The sequence below is a fragment of the Aquimarina spongiae genome (assembly GCF_900141785.1).
Taxonomy (GTDB): domain Bacteria; phylum Bacteroidota; class Bacteroidia; order Flavobacteriales; family Flavobacteriaceae; genus Aquimarina; species Aquimarina spongiae.
Genome location: NZ_FQYP01000005.1, coordinates 62,990 through 78,650, shown reverse-complemented (window position 1 = coordinate 78,650; position 15,661 = coordinate 62,990). Strand labels below are relative to the sequence as shown.

The 15,661-nt window shown below is 35.8% G+C and carries 18 protein-coding genes; 14 read left to right on the top strand and 4 right to left on the bottom strand.

Annotated features, from left to right (window positions below; all coding sequences use genetic code 11):
* Positions 1 to 5 precede the first annotated feature (5 nt).
* From BUE24_RS12120 to BUE24_RS12110, 3 genes are read left to right on the top strand one after another with little or no spacing between them, the layout of a single operon-like run.
* Positions 6 to 542 (top strand): DUF4440 domain-containing protein, encoded by a 537-nt coding sequence (locus tag BUE24_RS12120; RefSeq protein ID WP_073316294.1) that lies wholly within the window; start codon positions 6 to 8, stop codon positions 540 to 542.
* A gap of 45 nt (positions 543 to 587) precedes the next feature.
* Positions 588 to 1,100, top strand: coding sequence for a signal peptidase II (gene lspA, locus BUE24_RS12115; protein ID WP_073316293.1), 513 nt, complete (start codon positions 588 to 590; stop codon positions 1,098 to 1,100).
* A gap of 5 nt (positions 1,101 to 1,105) precedes the next feature.
* Positions 1,106 to 1,711, top strand: a complete 606-nt coding sequence (locus BUE24_RS12110; RefSeq protein ID WP_073316292.1) for a carboxymuconolactone decarboxylase family protein — start codon at positions 1,106 to 1,108, stop codon at positions 1,709 to 1,711.
* 83 nt (positions 1,712 to 1,794) lie between these two features.
* Here the strand turns inward: BUE24_RS12110 and glyA are convergent, their stop codons facing one another.
* Positions 1,795 to 3,069 carry a serine hydroxymethyltransferase gene (gene glyA / locus BUE24_RS12105; RefSeq protein ID WP_073316291.1) on the bottom strand — a complete coding sequence of 425 codons (1,275 nt, stop codon included), beginning with the start codon at positions 3,067 to 3,069 and terminating at the stop codon, positions 1,795 to 1,797.
* A gap of 309 nt (positions 3,070 to 3,378) precedes the next feature.
* On the opposite strand from glyA, the gene fahA reads away from it, so the two are divergent.
* Both fahA and BUE24_RS12095 read left to right on the top strand, forming a co-directional pair.
* Positions 3,379 to 4,659 (top strand): fumarylacetoacetase, encoded by a 1,281-nt coding sequence (gene fahA, locus BUE24_RS12100; protein ID WP_073316290.1) that lies wholly within the window; start codon positions 3,379 to 3,381, stop codon positions 4,657 to 4,659.
* 107 nt (positions 4,660 to 4,766) lie between these two features.
* Positions 4,767 to 5,954: a hypothetical protein gene (locus BUE24_RS12095; protein WP_073316289.1), complete on the top strand. Its 1,188-nt coding sequence runs from the start codon at positions 4,767 to 4,769 to the stop codon at positions 5,952 to 5,954.
* 44 nt (positions 5,955 to 5,998) lie between these two features.
* On the opposite strand, the gene ytxJ is transcribed toward BUE24_RS12095, so the two are convergent.
* Positions 5,999 to 6,394 (bottom strand): bacillithiol system redox-active protein YtxJ, encoded by a 396-nt coding sequence (gene ytxJ / locus BUE24_RS12090; protein ID WP_073316288.1) that lies wholly within the window; start codon positions 6,392 to 6,394, stop codon positions 5,999 to 6,001.
* A 199-nt stretch (positions 6,395 to 6,593) separates the two neighbouring features.
* On the opposite strand from ytxJ, the gene clpB reads away from it, so the two are divergent.
* The 6 genes from clpB (at position 6,594) to BUE24_RS12065 (ending at position 11,988) form a co-directional block, all read left to right on the top strand.
* A complete protein-coding gene (gene clpB, locus BUE24_RS12085) occupies positions 6,594 to 9,194 on the top strand; it encodes an ATP-dependent chaperone ClpB (RefSeq protein ID WP_073316287.1) in 2,601 nt (866 codons plus the stop codon).
* Between the two features lie 210 nt (positions 9,195 to 9,404).
* On the top strand, positions 9,405 to 10,046 hold the full coding sequence (locus BUE24_RS12080; RefSeq protein ID WP_073316286.1) for a hypothetical protein: 642 nt from the start codon (positions 9,405 to 9,407) through the stop codon (positions 10,044 to 10,046).
* Between the two features lie 92 nt (positions 10,047 to 10,138).
* A complete protein-coding gene (locus tag BUE24_RS12075) occupies positions 10,139 to 10,735 on the top strand; it encodes a TetR/AcrR family transcriptional regulator (protein ID WP_073316285.1) in 597 nt (198 codons plus the stop codon).
* 49 nt (positions 10,736 to 10,784) lie between these two features.
* Entirely contained in the window at positions 10,785 to 11,267 is a 483-nt protein-coding gene (locus tag BUE24_RS12070; RefSeq protein ID WP_073316284.1) for an acyl-CoA thioesterase, read from the top strand.
* Between the two features lie 56 nt (positions 11,268 to 11,323).
* Entirely contained in the window at positions 11,324 to 11,449 is a 126-nt protein-coding gene (locus BUE24_RS24380; protein ID WP_280174027.1) for a hypothetical protein, read from the top strand.
* Between the two features lie 32 nt (positions 11,450 to 11,481).
* On the top strand, positions 11,482 to 11,988 hold the full coding sequence (locus tag BUE24_RS12065; protein WP_073316283.1) for a phosphoglycerate mutase family protein: 507 nt from the start codon (positions 11,482 to 11,484) through the stop codon (positions 11,986 to 11,988).
* Here the strand turns inward: BUE24_RS12065 and BUE24_RS12060 are convergent.
* Positions 11,981 to 12,733 carry a DUF6503 family protein gene (locus tag BUE24_RS12060; protein ID WP_073316608.1) on the bottom strand — a complete coding sequence of 251 codons (753 nt, stop codon included), beginning with the start codon at positions 12,731 to 12,733 and terminating at the stop codon, positions 11,981 to 11,983. The genes BUE24_RS12065 and BUE24_RS12060 overlap by 8 nt on opposite strands.
* Before the next feature lie 165 nt (positions 12,734 to 12,898).
* Between BUE24_RS12060 and BUE24_RS12055 the strand changes: the two genes are divergently transcribed.
* Entirely contained in the window at positions 12,899 to 13,255 is a 357-nt protein-coding gene (locus BUE24_RS12055; protein WP_170864596.1) for a DUF3887 domain-containing protein, read from the top strand.
* Between the two features lie 82 nt (positions 13,256 to 13,337).
* Entirely contained in the window at positions 13,338 to 13,796 is a 459-nt protein-coding gene (gene smpB, locus BUE24_RS12050; RefSeq protein WP_073316281.1) for an SsrA-binding protein SmpB, read from the top strand.
* On the opposite strand, the gene BUE24_RS12045 is transcribed toward smpB, so the two are convergent.
* On the bottom strand, positions 13,797 to 14,438 hold the full coding sequence (locus BUE24_RS12045) for a protein-L-isoaspartate(D-aspartate) O-methyltransferase (protein WP_073316280.1): 642 nt from the start codon (positions 14,436 to 14,438) through the stop codon (positions 13,797 to 13,799). It abuts the gene before it with no gap.
* Positions 14,439 to 14,667: 229 nt separating this feature from the next.
* On the opposite strand from BUE24_RS12045, the gene BUE24_RS12040 reads away from it, so the two are divergent.
* The gene (locus BUE24_RS12040; protein WP_073316279.1) at positions 14,668 to 15,633 is read left to right on the top strand and encodes a Gfo/Idh/MocA family protein; all 966 of its coding nucleotides are present in this window, start codon (positions 14,668 to 14,670) and stop codon (positions 15,631 to 15,633) included.
* The last annotated feature ends 28 nt before the right edge of the window (positions 15,634 to 15,661 follow it).

The following is a 15,661-nucleotide window of genomic DNA, read 5'->3' as shown; positions in this document are numbered from 1 at the left end:
TCCTCATGATATCTAAATATATTCCGAACTTTATATTGCTATCACTTGTAATCTGCGGAATGCAACAAGGTATTGCTCAAAAAGCAACCATACACGATAAAATCAATGCAGATATTTACGAGAACTTTTCCAAAGCTTTTGAAACATTGGATTATGACCTTTTTGCTTCCATCCACAGCAAAGAAATGATACGAATTTCAGGAAATGGCGGAGAGATAAAAACAGTTTCCCAATATTTGGACGGATATCAGAAAAGATGGAGCGAACCCGATAGAAAACCTGCAAAAATCAGCTTCAGACTTTTTGAAAGAATCCTATCGGATTCGCTAATCTCGGACCGGGGTATTTATCGCGTGTACTACACCAATAAAAACAATGAAGAAAAAACATCTTATGGACAATTTCATCTTTTATTAAAGTTAGAAGGCAAAAATTGGAAAATTACCCTGGATTACGACTCGAACGAGAACAGAACCATCAACAGCGAAAAATATGAAGAAGCTTTTCCTATTACAGATTTCAAAGACTATTGGAAACAGTAAATAAAGCTACTCTTGCCTAATTTTAATATAAATCACCCTTTTAATATGTCCATAAAAATTGCTAAAAAACTAAGAATTACTTTCATATTAGCTTTAGTGCTGCTCAATGTAAGTTGTGATCAGGTTTTAAAAAACGTAGTGCGACAAACGATAGCAAAGGAAGAAAGAATTCATGTAATAAAAGATAGTTTTGTATTGACTAAAGTCGAAAACGAAGGTGCGGCATGGAGTGTTGGATCTGATTTATCTCCACTATTAAAAATAATTTTCTTACAAATCATTCCTACTTTGGTTTTGGTCTTTTTACTTCGCCATATACTGATACAAACAAAATACAAAAAAGAAACCGTTGTAGGTTTTGCCTTTATTATAGGTGGTGGTATTGGGAATCTATTTGATCGTATTGTACATAACTCTGTTACCGATTTCCTAATTCTGGATCTCGGACTTATCAAAACCGAGATTTTCAATCTTGCGGATGTTTCGATTATGGTTGGTTCTATTCTGGTATTGTTCAGTGTTTTGGTAAACAAAGACGAAATCTTATTTAAAAAGTAAAAAGCATGAGTTGGATAAAAGAAATTCCGTACGATCAAGCCACCGGGCAATTAAAAAAGATCTACGATCGTGTAAAAGGCCCGAATAACAACATCGATAATGTATTATCTATACATAGCTTAAGACCTCACTCTTTAATAGGTCATATGGGACTGTATAAAAACGTACTCCATAATTCTAATAATACGCTGCCCAAATGGTATTTGGAAACGCTGGGTGTATATGTAAGTTCGCTGAATCGATGTAGTTACTGTGTAGACCATCATGCCGAAGGTTTGAAACGATTATTACAAGACGACCATAAATTTCAGGAGATTAAAACTTGTCTTCTCAATGACGATGTAGAAGCACATTTTAAATATCAATTCCTTGCTGGATTAGCATACGCCAAAAAGCTTACACTAGCGCATCATACTATTACCGAATCAGATATTCATGCGCTACGAGATCAAAATTTGACGGATGGGGAGATTTTGGAAATCAACCAGGTGGTTAGCTATTTTAATTATGTAAACCGAACAGTGGTAGGCCTTGGAGTAAATACCGAAGGTGATATCATTGGCTTATCCCCAAATGACAGTGCAGATCCAGATAACTGGGAACATTCTTAAAAATTGTTTTGCGTAATTTTTCAAAATAAAAAAACCAGTATCGAAGTCTCGGTACTGGTTTTTTTATTTTGTAATCTTACTGATTAGCTTACAAACAATGGCTTATCGGCCATCATCGCATTCACCTCGTCAGCTATCTTGTGTAATTCTTCTTCATTTTCTACGTTAACGATTACTTTATCGATTAATTCAACAATCTGAAGCATATCGTCTTCTTTTAGACCTCTGGTAGTAACTGCAGAAACTCCTATACGAATTCCAGAAGTAACAAATGGTGATTTATCATCAAACGGAACCATGTTTTTGTTCACTGTAATTTCCGCAACACCCAAAGCTTCTTCAGCTTGCTTTCCGGTCACGTTTTTATTTCTTAGGTCAATCAACATCATATGATTGTCTGTACCTCCAGAAATTACCTCATATCCTTTTTTCACGAATGCTTCTGCCATAACAGCAGCATTTTTCTTCACCTGTACAATATAGTGTAAGAACTCATCAGTCAATGCTTCTCCAAATGCGATTGCTTTTGCCGCAATGATATGTTCTAGTGGACCTCCTTGATTACCAGGAAAAACAGCACTATCAAACATCGAAGACATCATTCGCTTTTTACCACTTTTCAAAGTAATTCCGAATGGGTTTTCAAAATCTTCTCCCATTAAGATCAACCCTCCTCTTGGTCCACGAAGTGTTTTATGCGTAGTTGTAGTTACTACATGACAATAAGGAACAGGGTCTGATATCACTCCTTTAGCGATCAAACCTGCGGGGTGTGCAATATCCGCCATAAGAATGGCACCTACACTATCTGCTATTTCTCTGAATCTTTTATAATCTATTTCTCTGGAATACGCAGAAGCTCCTGCAATGATTAATTGCGGTTGCTCTGCTTCAGCAATCTCCTGGATCTTATCATAATTTAAACGTCCGGTTTCTTTCTCTACTCCGTAAAAAACAGGATTGTATAATTTTCCTGAAAAATTCACTGGAGAACCATGTGTTAAATGCCCTCCATGAGAAAGATCAAAACCTAGTATTTTATCTCCAGGTTTCAAACAAGCATGATATACTGCTGTATTGGCTTGAGATCCAGAATGAGGTTGAACATTAGCATAGGCCGCACCGAATAATTCTTTGGCACGATCGATAGCAATTTGTTCGACAACATCCACCACAGCACACCCACCGTAATATCTTTTACCTGGGTATCCTTCGGCGTACTTATTGGTTAATACTGATCCGGCAGCCTCCATTACTTGTTCACTCACAAAGTTCTCAGAAGCTATAAGCTCTAATCCGTTGATCTGACGTTCTTTTTCGTCTTGAATCAAATCAAAAATTTGTTCGTCGCGTTGCATGTATTCCTAGTTTGTTAATAAAAAAGCAAAAATAGGGAATCCTTTCTTTACAATTACCTAAACAATCCTTAATAAATATGAACAATTTGTTCACAGTTTGAGAGTTCTATCTTCATACAGAAATAATCCCTTTTAAAACACAATTTTTGAGGATACAATCATTGAACATTTATCAAAAAAACACCATAATATTGAGGGTTATCATTCCTTAAGAATCTTTTAATTATTTTTCACAGAATTAAAAACCGAGAACCGTTCTAAAATTATATATTTGATTATTCGAATTAGCAATAACATAAAAAAACAACGATGCCAATAACTGCAAATAATCCAGATAGAAAGACCTGGATTGAAACTACAGTAAATACTGACTTTCCTATACAAAACATACCGTTTGGAGTGTTTCTTACAAGAGATGATATTATTACTATAGGAACAAGAATTGGTGATACAGCAATAGATCTTGGTGCTCTACATCAATTGGGATACTTTGATGGAATCCCCCTAACCGATGATATTTTTCTTCAGGATTCACTAAATGATTTTATTTCTGATGGTAAAAAAACATGGAGACTGGTAAGAAATAGAATTGCAGAAATCTTTGACGCAAAAAATGATGCGTTAAAAAATAATGAAGATCATAAAAAAGCGGTTCTTTTTTCCTTGGATGAAATTGAAATGCAATTGCCGGTTAGTGTAGGAGATTATACCGATTTTTACAGCAGTATAGAACACGCTACCAACGTAGGTACTATGTTTAGAGGAAAGGAAAATGCATTAATGCCAAACTGGTTGCATCTCCCGGTAGGATATCATGGTCGTAGTAGTTCTATTATTCCTTCAGGAATTCCTATTCATCGACCACAAGGACAAAAGCTAACCAATGGAGCTACAGAGCCTATTTTTGGGCCGTCCCGTTTAGTGGACTTTGAGCTTGAAATGGCGTTTATCACCACAGATGCCAATGCGCTTGGAGAACCTATTCCTATTGAAGAAGCAGAAGATTACATTTTTGGGTTGGTATTATTTAACGACTGGAGTGCCAGAGATATTCAAAAATGGGAGTATGTGCCGCTAGGTCCTTTCTTAGGTAAAAACTTTGCCTCTTCTATTTCGCCATGGATTGTAACTTTGGATGCATTAGAACCTTATAGAACTGATGGGCCTAAGCTGTTAAAAGAGCCTCTACCCTATCTTCAATCTACAGGAAAGAAAAGTTTTGATATCAATCTGGAAGTGGCGATCCAACCAGAAAACGAAGAAGAAACTATCGTATCCGAGAGTAATTTCAAGTATATGTACTGGAATATGTCTCAACAGCTAGCACACCATACCATTAATGGATGTCCTGTGAACTCTGGAGACATGATGGGAAGTGGTACCTTATCCGGACCAACACCTGATTCTTATGGATCGATGCTGGAATTAAGTTGGCGAGGAGAAAAACCAGTACAGCTTAAAAGTGGTGGAAGTCGAAAGTTTATCGAAGATAATGACACAGTAATCATGCGAGGGTATTGTGAGAAATCAGGAGTTCGTATTGGATTTGGAGAAGTATCCACCAAACTACTGCCTATCTTTAAAAAATAATACCTCAAAAAACATCTTTTAAACCTCGAAAACAAAGGTTTCGAGGTTTTTTGTTATTTTGTGGCATCAAAATTGATTTTGTATCCCAAATCTAAAAAACAAACGACATGAAAAAACTACTACTTTTATTCTCTTTGCTCGTTATAGTATCTTCTTGTAGTAGTGTCAAAGAAACAGAAAAGGCACTGAATACCGGAAACTATGACCAGGCAATTAATATTGCTTTAAACAAGCTTCGAACAAACAAAGAAAAGAAAGGTAAGCAGCCTTATATCTTAATGTTGGAACAAGCCTATGCAAAGGTTGTGGATCGGGATAAGAATGCTGTGAGCTACATGGAAAAAGAAGGGAATCCAGCGAACCTGGAACGAATTTATACTACCCTAGAGTCCATGAGAAAAAGACAGGAAAGGATAAAACCATTATTACCGCTTTATGTTATAGAACAAGGTCGTAATGCCAACTTCTTAATGGAAAATTATGATCAAAAAATCATATCTACCAAAGAAAAACTGTCTGATTACCTATATAACAATGCAAAAAATCTGCTGTCTAATGCAAGACAAAAAGCAGACTATCGTGCAGTCTATGATGATTTGGTATATCTAGATAAAATCAATCCTAACTATAAGAATACGCTGAATCTAATCGAGGAAGCACATTATAAGGGTATTGATTTTGTAAAAGTGAATATGAAAAATAGTACCAACGTGATCATCCCAAAAAGATTAGAGGAGGATCTACTTAATTTTGGAACCTACGGACTTAATGATCTATGGACCGTATATCACAGTCAACCTCAAAACAAGGTAAATTATGATTATGCAATGGAAGTAACTTTCAGAGATATTCAAATTTCTCCAGAGCAGGTTAGAGAACGACAATTGCAAAAAGAAAAGTTGATCAAAGATGGTTGGGAATACCTATTGGATGAAAATGGCGAAGTAGTTAAAGATGAAGAAGGAAACAAGGTTAAGGTAGATAAGATGGTAAAAGTGTTTTGTGAATACTATGAGTTTACGCAATTCAAATCTGCCAGAGTTACCGGTAATGTGCAATACAAAAACCTAAGAACAAAACAGCTTCTGGAAGCGTTCCCGCTGGCAAGCGAATATGTTTTTGAACATATCTATGCCAATTATAACGGCGACAAAAGAGCCTTGGATGATGATTTAGTTAGATTCTTAGGATTGCAGGCCGTAAGATTCCCATCGAATGAACAAATGGTTTATGATTCTGGTGAGGATCTGAAAAATAAATTGAAAAATATTATTACGAGTTATAGATTTCAATAAATCAAAATAAAAAAGGGAGGTTGAATAACCTCCCTTTTTTTATACTATACAAATTGATGTATCACGTGCGGGGTAATCATACTGTGAGAAGAATGATGCACTGCAACTCCATTTTTTATCACGATCATTTGAGGTGATTCGTGAAATACCTGAAACTTTGCTGCTATCTCAGCAGAAATATCTCTAAAGCTCAATAAGTCCAAATAATACAGATCAATTTGATCCGCAGACAAATCAAAACTACTCTCAAAATTTCGAATTACCATTCTACTAATTCCACATCGTGTAGAATGTTTGAATATCACCTGAGTTTTCGTTTTTGATCTTTTGGCAATAACATCCAATTGATCCAGTCTGGTGATCTGCTGCCATGGCAACGCTTCTTTTTCTTCCTTACCTTCTTTTTCTCCAGATCCAAATAGTTTTCCGAATAATCCCATTTCTTTGTTTTAATTTGTTACAAACTTACGCAAATGATTCCTATCTTTAAATAGGGTATTCCTTTTGGTCGCTACACAATACAAAATATTACAAACCGTCAAAAAGTCAGCAAAACCAACAGTTTACAAGACATTTTGACATCAAAACTAAATAGGAATACAATTTGATTCTATGGAGACGAACTCAAAATAAACAACAATGAATTTTAATAATTTCACTATAAAATCACAAGAAGCGATACAGCAAGCGCAACAGCTTGCCCAAAGTTTCGGACATCAGCAAATCGAGAATGAACACATCTTCAAAGCTATTCTTACGGTAGATGAAAATGTACTTCCATTCTTGCTTAAGAAATTGAATGTCAATATTGCTTTACTTCAAAAAGTATTGGATAGCACATTAGAAAGTTTTCCAAAGGTAACAGGAGGAGATATACAACTATCTCGAGAAGCAGGCACATCGCTAAATGAAGCCAGCATCGTTGCCAAAAAAATGAATGATGAATATGTTTCTATAGAACATTTGGTAATTGCCATTTTTAAATCGAAGAGTAAAATTGCTCAGATTCTCAAAGATCAGGGAGTAACTCAAAAAGATTTGAATGAGGCAATCAATGAGATCAGACAAGGAGAACGTGTAACCTCGCAAAGTGCTGAGGATACATATCAATCGCTAAATAAATACGCAAAAAACCTAAACGAACTAGCTGAAAGCGGAAAACTGGATCCCGTAATTGGACGAGATGAAGAAATCCGAAGAATCCTGCAGATCCTCTCCAGAAGAACCAAAAACAACCCTATGTTGATTGGAGAGCCTGGGGTAGGTAAAACGGCAATCGCCGAAGGACTAGCGCATCGAATCATCGCAGGAGATATTCCAGAAAACTTGAAAGACAAAAGAATTTTCTCGTTAGATATGGGAGCCCTTATCGCCGGAGCAAAGTTTAAAGGAGAATTTGAAGAACGATTAAAAGCGGTTGTAAAAGAGGTAACCTCTAGTAACGGAGATATTGTATTGTTTATCGATGAAATCCACACCTTGGTGGGTGCCGGAGGTGGGCAGGGTGCTATGGATGCTGCCAACATCTTAAAACCTGCACTGGCCAGAGGGGAACTGAGAGCTATTGGGGCTACTACCTTGGACGAATACCAAAAGTATTTTGAAAAGGACAAAGCACTAGAAAGAAGATTTCAAAAAGTAACCGTAGATGAACCAGATACCGAAAGCGCCATCTCAATTTTAAGAGGAATCAAAGAAAAGTATGAAACGCACCATAAAGTTCGAATCAAAGATGAGGCAATCATTGCGGCGGTAGAGCTTTCTCAGCGTTATATTACCAATAGATTTTTGCCGGATAAGGCTATTGATTTGATGGATGAAGCCGCTTCTAAGTTAAGAATGGAAATCAATTCTAAACCAGAAGAACTGGATGTGCTAGACCGTAAGGTGATGCAACTGGAAATAGAAATTGAAGCCATTAAAAGAGAAAACGATGCTACTAAACTAAGTGCTTTGAATAGTGATTTGGCAAATTTAAAAGAAGAGCGAAATGAAATCTTTGCGAAGTGGCAAAGCGAGAAAGAAGTTGTAGATAGTATCCAGAATACCAAAAAAGATATCGAAGAGTATAAACTGGAAGCAGAACGTGCAGAACGAAATGGAGATTACGGTAAAGTGGCCGAAATACGATACGGAAAAATTAAGGAAGCGCAACAAGAGCTTGAGCAACTTCAACAACAATTAGAAGAACAACAAAGCAGTACTTCTTTAATCAAGGAAGAGGTAACCAATGATGATATTGCCGAAGTGGTAGCCAAATGGACAGGTATCCCGGTAACTAGAATGCTACAAAGCGAAAGAGAAAAGTTACTTGTTCTTGAAGAAGAACTTCAAAAACGTGTTGTAGGGCAAGAAGAAGCGATACAAGCTGTAAGTGATGCTGTACGAAGAAGCAGAGCTGGATTACAAGATCAGAAAAAACCAATTGGTTCATTCCTGTTCCTGGGTACTACCGGAGTTGGTAAAACCGAATTAGCCAAAGCGCTGGCTGAATTCTTATTTAACGATGAAAGTGCCATGACTCGAATTGATATGAGTGAGTATCAAGAGCGTCATTCGGTGAGTAGATTGGTCGGAGCGCCTCCTGGATATGTGGGATATGATGAAGGTGGACAACTTACAGAAGCTGTACGAAGAAAACCTTACTCTGTGGTTCTGCTGGATGAGATCGAAAAAGCGCATCCGGATACCTTTAACATTCTATTGCAAGTTCTTGACGAAGGTAGACTTACTGATAATAAAGGTAGAACCGCTGATTTCAGAAATACGATTATCATCATGACTAGTAATATGGGTAGTCATATTATTCAGGATAAGTTAGAAGGAATCAAAGATATGGATACGGCAATGGAAGCCGCCAAGGTGGAAGTTTTAGGACTATTAAAACAAACAGTTCGCCCAGAGTTTCTGAATAGAATAGATGATATTGTAATGTTTTCACCATTGACCAAATCCAATATCAAAGAGATTGTAAAACTTCAGCTTGAAAATGTTTCTGAAATGTTGAAACAACAAAGCATTACATTAGATGCTACCGAAGAAGCTATCGTTTATCTTTCAGAAAGAGGATTTCAACCAGAATTTGGAGCAAGACCTATCAAAAGAACCATTCAAAAAGAGGTGCTGAATAAGTTATCCAAAGAAATTTTAGCCGGTAAAGTCTCAACAGATAGTATCATTTTACTGGATGAATTTGACGATAATCTGGTTTTTAGGAACCAAGAAAACCTGGTTAGTTAACATAAAAAACTGTTAAAAACAGCATAAAACAGTCTATAATACTCAGTTATAGACTGTTTTATTTTTCCATTTTAAAAAAAATAAACAGGTTGAATATTCTTACAAACCTCACTAAATTACGGTTTTACCGTAGATATTAACAAATTTATTCCTACACGGTTAATAACTAAATCTTGAAAAAAAGATGCTTTTAGCTACATTGCAACTGCAATGAAACCAACTTTTTTGTTACTTCTTCTCACCTCTAGTCTCTGTTTTGGTCAAAGCCGAAAGGGTCCGCTATCTGATATCCGAAATAAGTATCAGTTAATTCGTGAATTGGTAGATTCTAATGCTTTACGACAACATCATACCAATTATTCTTGTGAAGAAACTGCTGAAGAAGGTACGTTAACTTTCTACTATAATGGTACCGAATTGAAACATATCGTCCACATCTATAAAGAAGGACATGTTCAGTTTAGAGATGAATTTTATGTGTGGGATAACCAACTGTTTTTTCAATATGCTATACATAATATTTGGTATAAGGACTACGAAAAAACAAAAAGTGGCAAACGCAAACTAGTAAACGTGACGTTAACCCTGGAAGAACGTTTCTATTTTAAAGATCGAGAGGTGATCAAGTGCCAGTTTAAAGATTTCGAAAATCGCAGTAATTCTCTACAAAGAAAGACACAACATGTTCGCAACAAAAACATTGGCTGCGAACAAGCACAAGAAGCACTGGAGAAATTTGACATTCTTGCGGGATATCAAGAACAACGCGTAGCTGATGCTTGTGACCTTCCGAGAAGCATCAAAGACAGCGAAATTCACAACCTTATTTACAGTAGCGCAGGAATCAATTAAACCTCAAAACTCTTAATTAAAAATAAAAAACGTCTCAAAATATACCAATTGGTATATTTTTTATATCTTTGAATTATTAATTCTAAATCCTAATGTTAACCAAAGCCGAACAAACAGCAGAATTTATCATTGAAACTGTGGCTCCCATCTTTAATAAAAATGGGTATGCTGCAACAAGTTTGAGTGATATCACCAAAGCTACTGGCTTGACCAAAGGTGCCATTTATGGCAACTTCAAAAACAAGGAAGAGCTGGCTATTTCAGCTTTTAGAATGACTGAAAAAAAGATGCTTAAACGAATTGCAGAGCATCAATCCCTGAGCGAATCTCCTTTGGAACAATTATATCTGGTTACCGATTTTTATAGAAACTATTACAATTACACTCAGGAAATTGGAGGATGCCCGGTGATCAACATGTCTATAGATTCAAAATATCAAAATGATATCCTTTTTGAATCTGCTCGATTTTCAATTAATAAAATTCAAAACAACCTGGCAAAGCTCATAGAAAAAGGAAAAGCAGCAGGTGAAATAAAAGAAACGGTAAACGCCATGCGATATTCCAAACGACTATACAGCATGATTACCGGAGCTATTTTTATGACCCATACCATGGATGATAACGAATATATGCTAGACACTATGGATCAAATTGATAATATGATTCAAATTGAACTAAAAAAATAATTTTTTTAACCAAAAATATACCGATTGGTATATTATAACAAACAAGACTATGGAACTACTAAAAGTATTAGAAAGTAAAGCAAAAATTAGATTTCAAGATTGCGATCCTTTTAACCATCTTAACAATGCGGCTTACATCAACTACATGATCAATGCCCGAGAAGATCAAATCGAAAAACACTACAACCTTGACATCTTTAAACTTGCCAAAAATCAAGGAATAAGCTGGGTAGTGGGCAGTAATCAAATCGCATATCTGAAACCTGCTCTTGTGATGGAAGAAGTAGTTATCGATTCTCAATTAATACATTTTACCGAGAACCAGCTTCATGTAGAAATTAGAATGTGGAATAATGAAAAAACAGAACTTAAGGCTGTGATGTGGAGCACCTTCGTACACTTCAATTTATTGAAACAAAAAAGGTGGAATCACCAACCTGAACTGTCCGAATTATTCCAAAATGTGGTGATGCCATTATCGGTAAAGAATTTTGAAGAAAGAATTTTACAGGTAAAACCACAAAAAGTGTAACACTTATGGTTTTTGGCAGTCTTATATACACATACAACCACCTAAAGCCTGGCCATATGAAATCATCCGGAGATCTTGGCTCTTCTCACAAAAAGAGAAGTTACTACATATATATAGGATTCTTCATCATTGCTATTCTTTCTATGATCGTTGTTATCTGGAAAATGGGGATGTTGGATTAATTATTTATATTTATCAAAAAAACAAGCTAGCCATGAGATTTACTCTAAGTCTATTAGTGTTTCTATTGTCTTTTTCTGCTATTGCACAAAAATCCGACACTGCAGAAACTACTACCTATTATTTCATTCGTCATGCCGAAAAAGAGCTTAGCGATCCAAATAACAGAGACCCAGAACTTACAAAAGAAGGTAAAGAACGTGCTCAAAATTGGGCAAAAGTGCTAGCTGATGTAAAAATTGATTTCGTATTTTCTTCGGATTTTATAAGGACAAGACATACTGCCGAACCTATCATAAAAGCGCAAAATGCTCCTTTATTGATTTATGATCACAAAAAACTAAACGAACCCGAGTTTCAGGAAAAAACAAAAGGAAAAACCAGTGTTATTGTTGGGCACAGCAACTCTACTCCTACCTTTGTTAATACTATTCTGGGTACAAAAAAGTACGATAAAATAGACGAAAAAGTATACGGAAAGCTATTTATAGTAACGTTAAAAAACGATGAGATTGTCGATCACATGCTAACTATCAATTAGCAGCAACCTTATCGATATACACATAAATATCTTCTAAAGCTATTTTAGAAAGTAATTTCAACTTTTTGTTCTCAAACAATTGATCCAGATCTGATAAAGGAGTTTTTAAATCATCCGTTTTGTAATTGCTGTAATCCACAAAACGAATACCATTTACAACTCTTGGATTGTATGCCTCTCTGAATCGAATACCACCTTCATTCACTGCATATTTGTATGCCAAATAATCGATAGTAAAGTTGTCTTTATGAATCCAATACAGAAACTCATCTTCAAAATCTGTCCCTCCACCTTCTTGATCAAATGTTACTTTTATTTTGTAGTACCGTTTTCCAAGAACAGTTGATTCTCCAACCAATTCTTTATTCACTGCATCCGCATTCAAACCAAAAGGAAGTCCTGCAAAATAATGTACGGAGTTTACTCCGTCGCTTATTTTGGTGATCAACGAATCTGCAACCTTTACTTTACAATTTTCAATAGTTCTTTCTAATCCGCTATTACTTACAACATCATGGATCACCCCTTCTGAGCCTTCTACAAAGCGTTCCAGCTGATAAGTTCCCCCATCTCGTTTACTACTATATTGTTTTCCGCGGAAAGTAAAATGGATCACCGCATGATCATATCTCGATCCTCCTGCATTTTCTATTGCTTTATCTACAATTTCCTGAACCTGTAACTGATTATAAATTGTAAAAGAAGAAAGCGTTCCTACCAATACAACAATCAAATATTTTTTCATTTCTATAGCATTTTGGACGGCTAAATTAAACTTTAAAAAACCAATAATTGTGACATTTTTGTTAAACTGCGCTCTATCCAAAACCCAAGTTTTTTTGAACGTATGTTTCCTTCTTTTAAAAAAGATAATTATTTTGCATATGCATTAAACCCAAATATCATCGCTATGAAATACACTTTACTACTTTTAGTATTCCTTTGTTCATCTGCTCTTTTGGCTCAGGATAGCACTAACTATCAAGAAGTCACCAAAAGCTTTCAAGAAAATTTTAATACTCAAAACGTAGATAACATTTTTAATTTATATACCCCCGAAATGCAAGAAGCGATGACCAAAGAAGGAGTCTCTCGTTTTGTTAATGGTTGTTATGAGCAGTTCGGTTCTCTAAAAAATCTAACATTTATAGAAACCGCAGAAGGTATTAATAGCTATAAAGCAGAATTTGAGAAAATGAGTTTAGTCATGGAGCTTCAGTTAAGTACGGATAACAAAATAGCTACCATCCAATTTCAAGAACCTTAAAAAATTTTAAATATTCATTTTTTGATGAACAAAGCTTTCTTTTCAGAAAGCTTTGTACTTTTGTAGGCCTGTATTTAAAACAATGAATCAGAATAAAATCAACATATTAAATCGAAAAGCAAAATTCGAGTATGAATTTCTCGATAAGTATACTGCGGGTATCAAACTTGCAGGTACCGAAATAAAAGCAATTCGAGAAGGAAAAGCAGGTATTGCAGAGAGTTTTTGCGAATTCAACAACGGAGAACTCTTTGTCATCAATATGCATATTGATGAATACTCTCACGCTACTTACTTCAATCATAACCCTAAGAGCGAACGTAAACTATTACTCAACAAAAAGGAACTGCGAAAGCTTGAAAAAGAAGTAAGAAATACTGGATTAACGATTATCCCTACCCGTTTGTTCATTAACGATAGAGGATTGGCTAAACTCGACATTGTTTTAGCCAGAGGTAAGAAAATGTACGACAAAAGAGAAACGATCAAGGATCGAGATAATAAAAGAGCTCTGGATCGAATTAAAAAGAATTACAAATAGTTAATTCTTATCCTCTAATAAAGGCACAAATCTAAACTCCCCAAATTCGTGTTTTTCGAATTGAGTTTCCGTTTTTCGAATAAAAAGAGTCATAATCTGTACATCCTCTCCAACAGGTATTACCAATCGACCATTGATAGCCAATTGACTTAACAAGGGTTTAGGTACATAAGGAGCTCCTGCCGTTACGATAATTCCTTTGTACGGAGCATACTCTTCTAGTCCTTTATATCCATCTCCAAAAGACAAGTGCTTTGGGCGATATCCTAATTTAGACAAAAAGAGCTTGGTCTTTTTAAATAATTCTTTTTGGCGTTCGATACTATATACTTTTGCTCCCAATTCGCAAAGTACAGCGGTTTGATAACCCGACCCTGTTCCTATCTCTAGTACTCTATCTCCATTCCCAACCTCCAATAATTCGGATTGAAAAGCTACGGTGTAAGGCTGCGAAATAGTTTGATCTGCCGCAATCGGGAAGGCTTTATCCTGATAAGCATGATCTTCGAAGCCGGAATCCATAAAGAGATGTCGAGGTATTTTATTAATAGCAGCCAAAACAGCCTTGTTCTTGATGCCTTTGCGAATCAAAACATCAACAAGTTGTTTTCTTTTTCCTGCATGTCTAAGGGTATCTTTCACTATTATCTAGGGGTTATTTAGCCCGATAAAATTACACAAACATTTCGTTGGAATATATTTTATTTCAAAAAACTATTAAAAAAAATCACAGTATTCTAGCAATTACCTTTTTATCAAAAACGAAGCAGTTCTTACGCAGTTTTCTAATCTATTCCTAAATTTTGCTTTTTAGATATATTTAAGGTTTAAAATTTATAAATAATACTATTTTTGTGTAAAATATTGAAATATGCTCAAAGCCGGAGTACTCGGTGCGGGACACCTTGGTAAAATCCATTTACGTCTTCTTGAACAATCCGAGAATTATGAACTTGCTGGTTTTTACGATACCAGTTCTTCACAAGCCAATGCAATTGCTAAAGAATTCGGATATCATCTTTTTAATTCTATCGAGGAATTAATTGAAGCCGTTGATGTGGTGGATATAGTCACTCCTACTTTTGCTCATTTTGACGTTGCTAAACAAGCTATTGAAGCTGGTAAACATGTTTTTATTGAAAAGCCTATTACCAATACCGTTGCAGAAGCAGAAGAATTGATACGACTGGCCAATCAAAACAATGTCAAAGGACAAGTAGGACATGTAGAACGATTTAATCCTGCTTATACTGCTGTAGCTCAAAAGATCGATAACCCCATGTTTATTGAAGCGCATCGATTAGCTGAGTTCAACCCAAGAGGAACTGATGTACCTGTTGTGCTGGACTTGATGATTCATGATATCGATGCTATTTTGAGCGTGGTACATTCTGAAGTTAAACAGATCAGCGCAAGCGGAGTATCTGTGATCAGTGAGACTCCAGATATTGCCAACGCCAGAATCGAGTTTGAAAATGGTTGTGTTGCTAATCTGACTGCCAGTCGTATTTCATTAAAAAACATGCGTAAATCAAGGTTCTTTCAAAAGGATGCTTACATCTCTGTTGATTTCTTTGAAAAGAAATGCGAGGTCGTAAAAATGAAAGACGCACCCGAGCAACCTGATGATTTTGCTATGATTTTGCAGAATGCCGAAGGAGTGCGAAAGCAAATTTATTTTGACAACCCATCGATACCGTCAAACAATGCCATCCTTGATGAGCTAGATACTTTTGCAGATGCTATCAAAAACGACACTACTCCTATCGTATCCCTAGAGCAAGGTAAAAAAGCTTTGGAAGTCGCTTTAAAAATTATCGATTGCTTCAAACACTAAACAATTAAACTTTCAATACACTCAAATA

Coding starts and splice junctions, on each gene's coding strand:
- glyA (WP_073316291.1), bottom strand. CDS start 3,069: ATGCAACGCGACGAACAAATTTTTGATTTGATTCAAGACGAAAAAGAA.
- BUE24_RS12070 (WP_073316284.1), top strand. CDS start 10,785: ATGGAACTACTAAAAGTATTAGAAAGTAAAGCAAAAATTAGATTTCAA.
- smpB (WP_073316281.1), top strand. CDS start 13,338: ATGAATCAGAATAAAATCAACATATTAAATCGAAAAGCAAAATTCGAG.
- BUE24_RS12055 (WP_170864596.1), top strand. CDS start 12,899: ATGAAATACACTTTACTACTTTTAGTATTCCTTTGTTCATCTGCTCTT.
- clpB (WP_073316287.1), top strand. CDS start 6,594: ATGAATTTTAATAATTTCACTATAAAATCACAAGAAGCGATACAGCAA.
- BUE24_RS12110 (WP_073316292.1), top strand. CDS start 1,106: ATGAGTTGGATAAAAGAAATTCCGTACGATCAAGCCACCGGGCAATTA.
- BUE24_RS12040 (WP_073316279.1), top strand. CDS start 14,668: ATGCTCAAAGCCGGAGTACTCGGTGCGGGACACCTTGGTAAAATCCAT.
- BUE24_RS12080 (WP_073316286.1), top strand. CDS start 9,405: ATGAAACCAACTTTTTTGTTACTTCTTCTCACCTCTAGTCTCTGTTTT.
- BUE24_RS12075 (WP_073316285.1), top strand. CDS start 10,139: ATGTTAACCAAAGCCGAACAAACAGCAGAATTTATCATTGAAACTGTG.
- BUE24_RS12060 (WP_073316608.1), bottom strand. CDS start 12,733: ATGAAAAAATATTTGATTGTTGTATTGGTAGGAACGCTTTCTTCTTTT.
- BUE24_RS12120 (WP_073316294.1), top strand. CDS start 6: ATGATATCTAAATATATTCCGAACTTTATATTGCTATCACTTGTAATC.
- ytxJ (WP_073316288.1), bottom strand. CDS start 6,394: ATGGGATTATTCGGAAAACTATTTGGATCTGGAGAAAAAGAAGGTAAG.
- lspA (WP_073316293.1), top strand. CDS start 588: ATGTCCATAAAAATTGCTAAAAAACTAAGAATTACTTTCATATTAGCT.
- BUE24_RS12095 (WP_073316289.1), top strand. CDS start 4,767: ATGAAAAAACTACTACTTTTATTCTCTTTGCTCGTTATAGTATCTTCT.
- BUE24_RS12065 (WP_073316283.1), top strand. CDS start 11,482: ATGAGATTTACTCTAAGTCTATTAGTGTTTCTATTGTCTTTTTCTGCT.
- fahA (WP_073316290.1), top strand. CDS start 3,379: ATGCCAATAACTGCAAATAATCCAGATAGAAAGACCTGGATTGAAACT.
- BUE24_RS24380 (WP_280174027.1), top strand. CDS start 11,324: ATGAAATCATCCGGAGATCTTGGCTCTTCTCACAAAAAGAGAAGTTAC.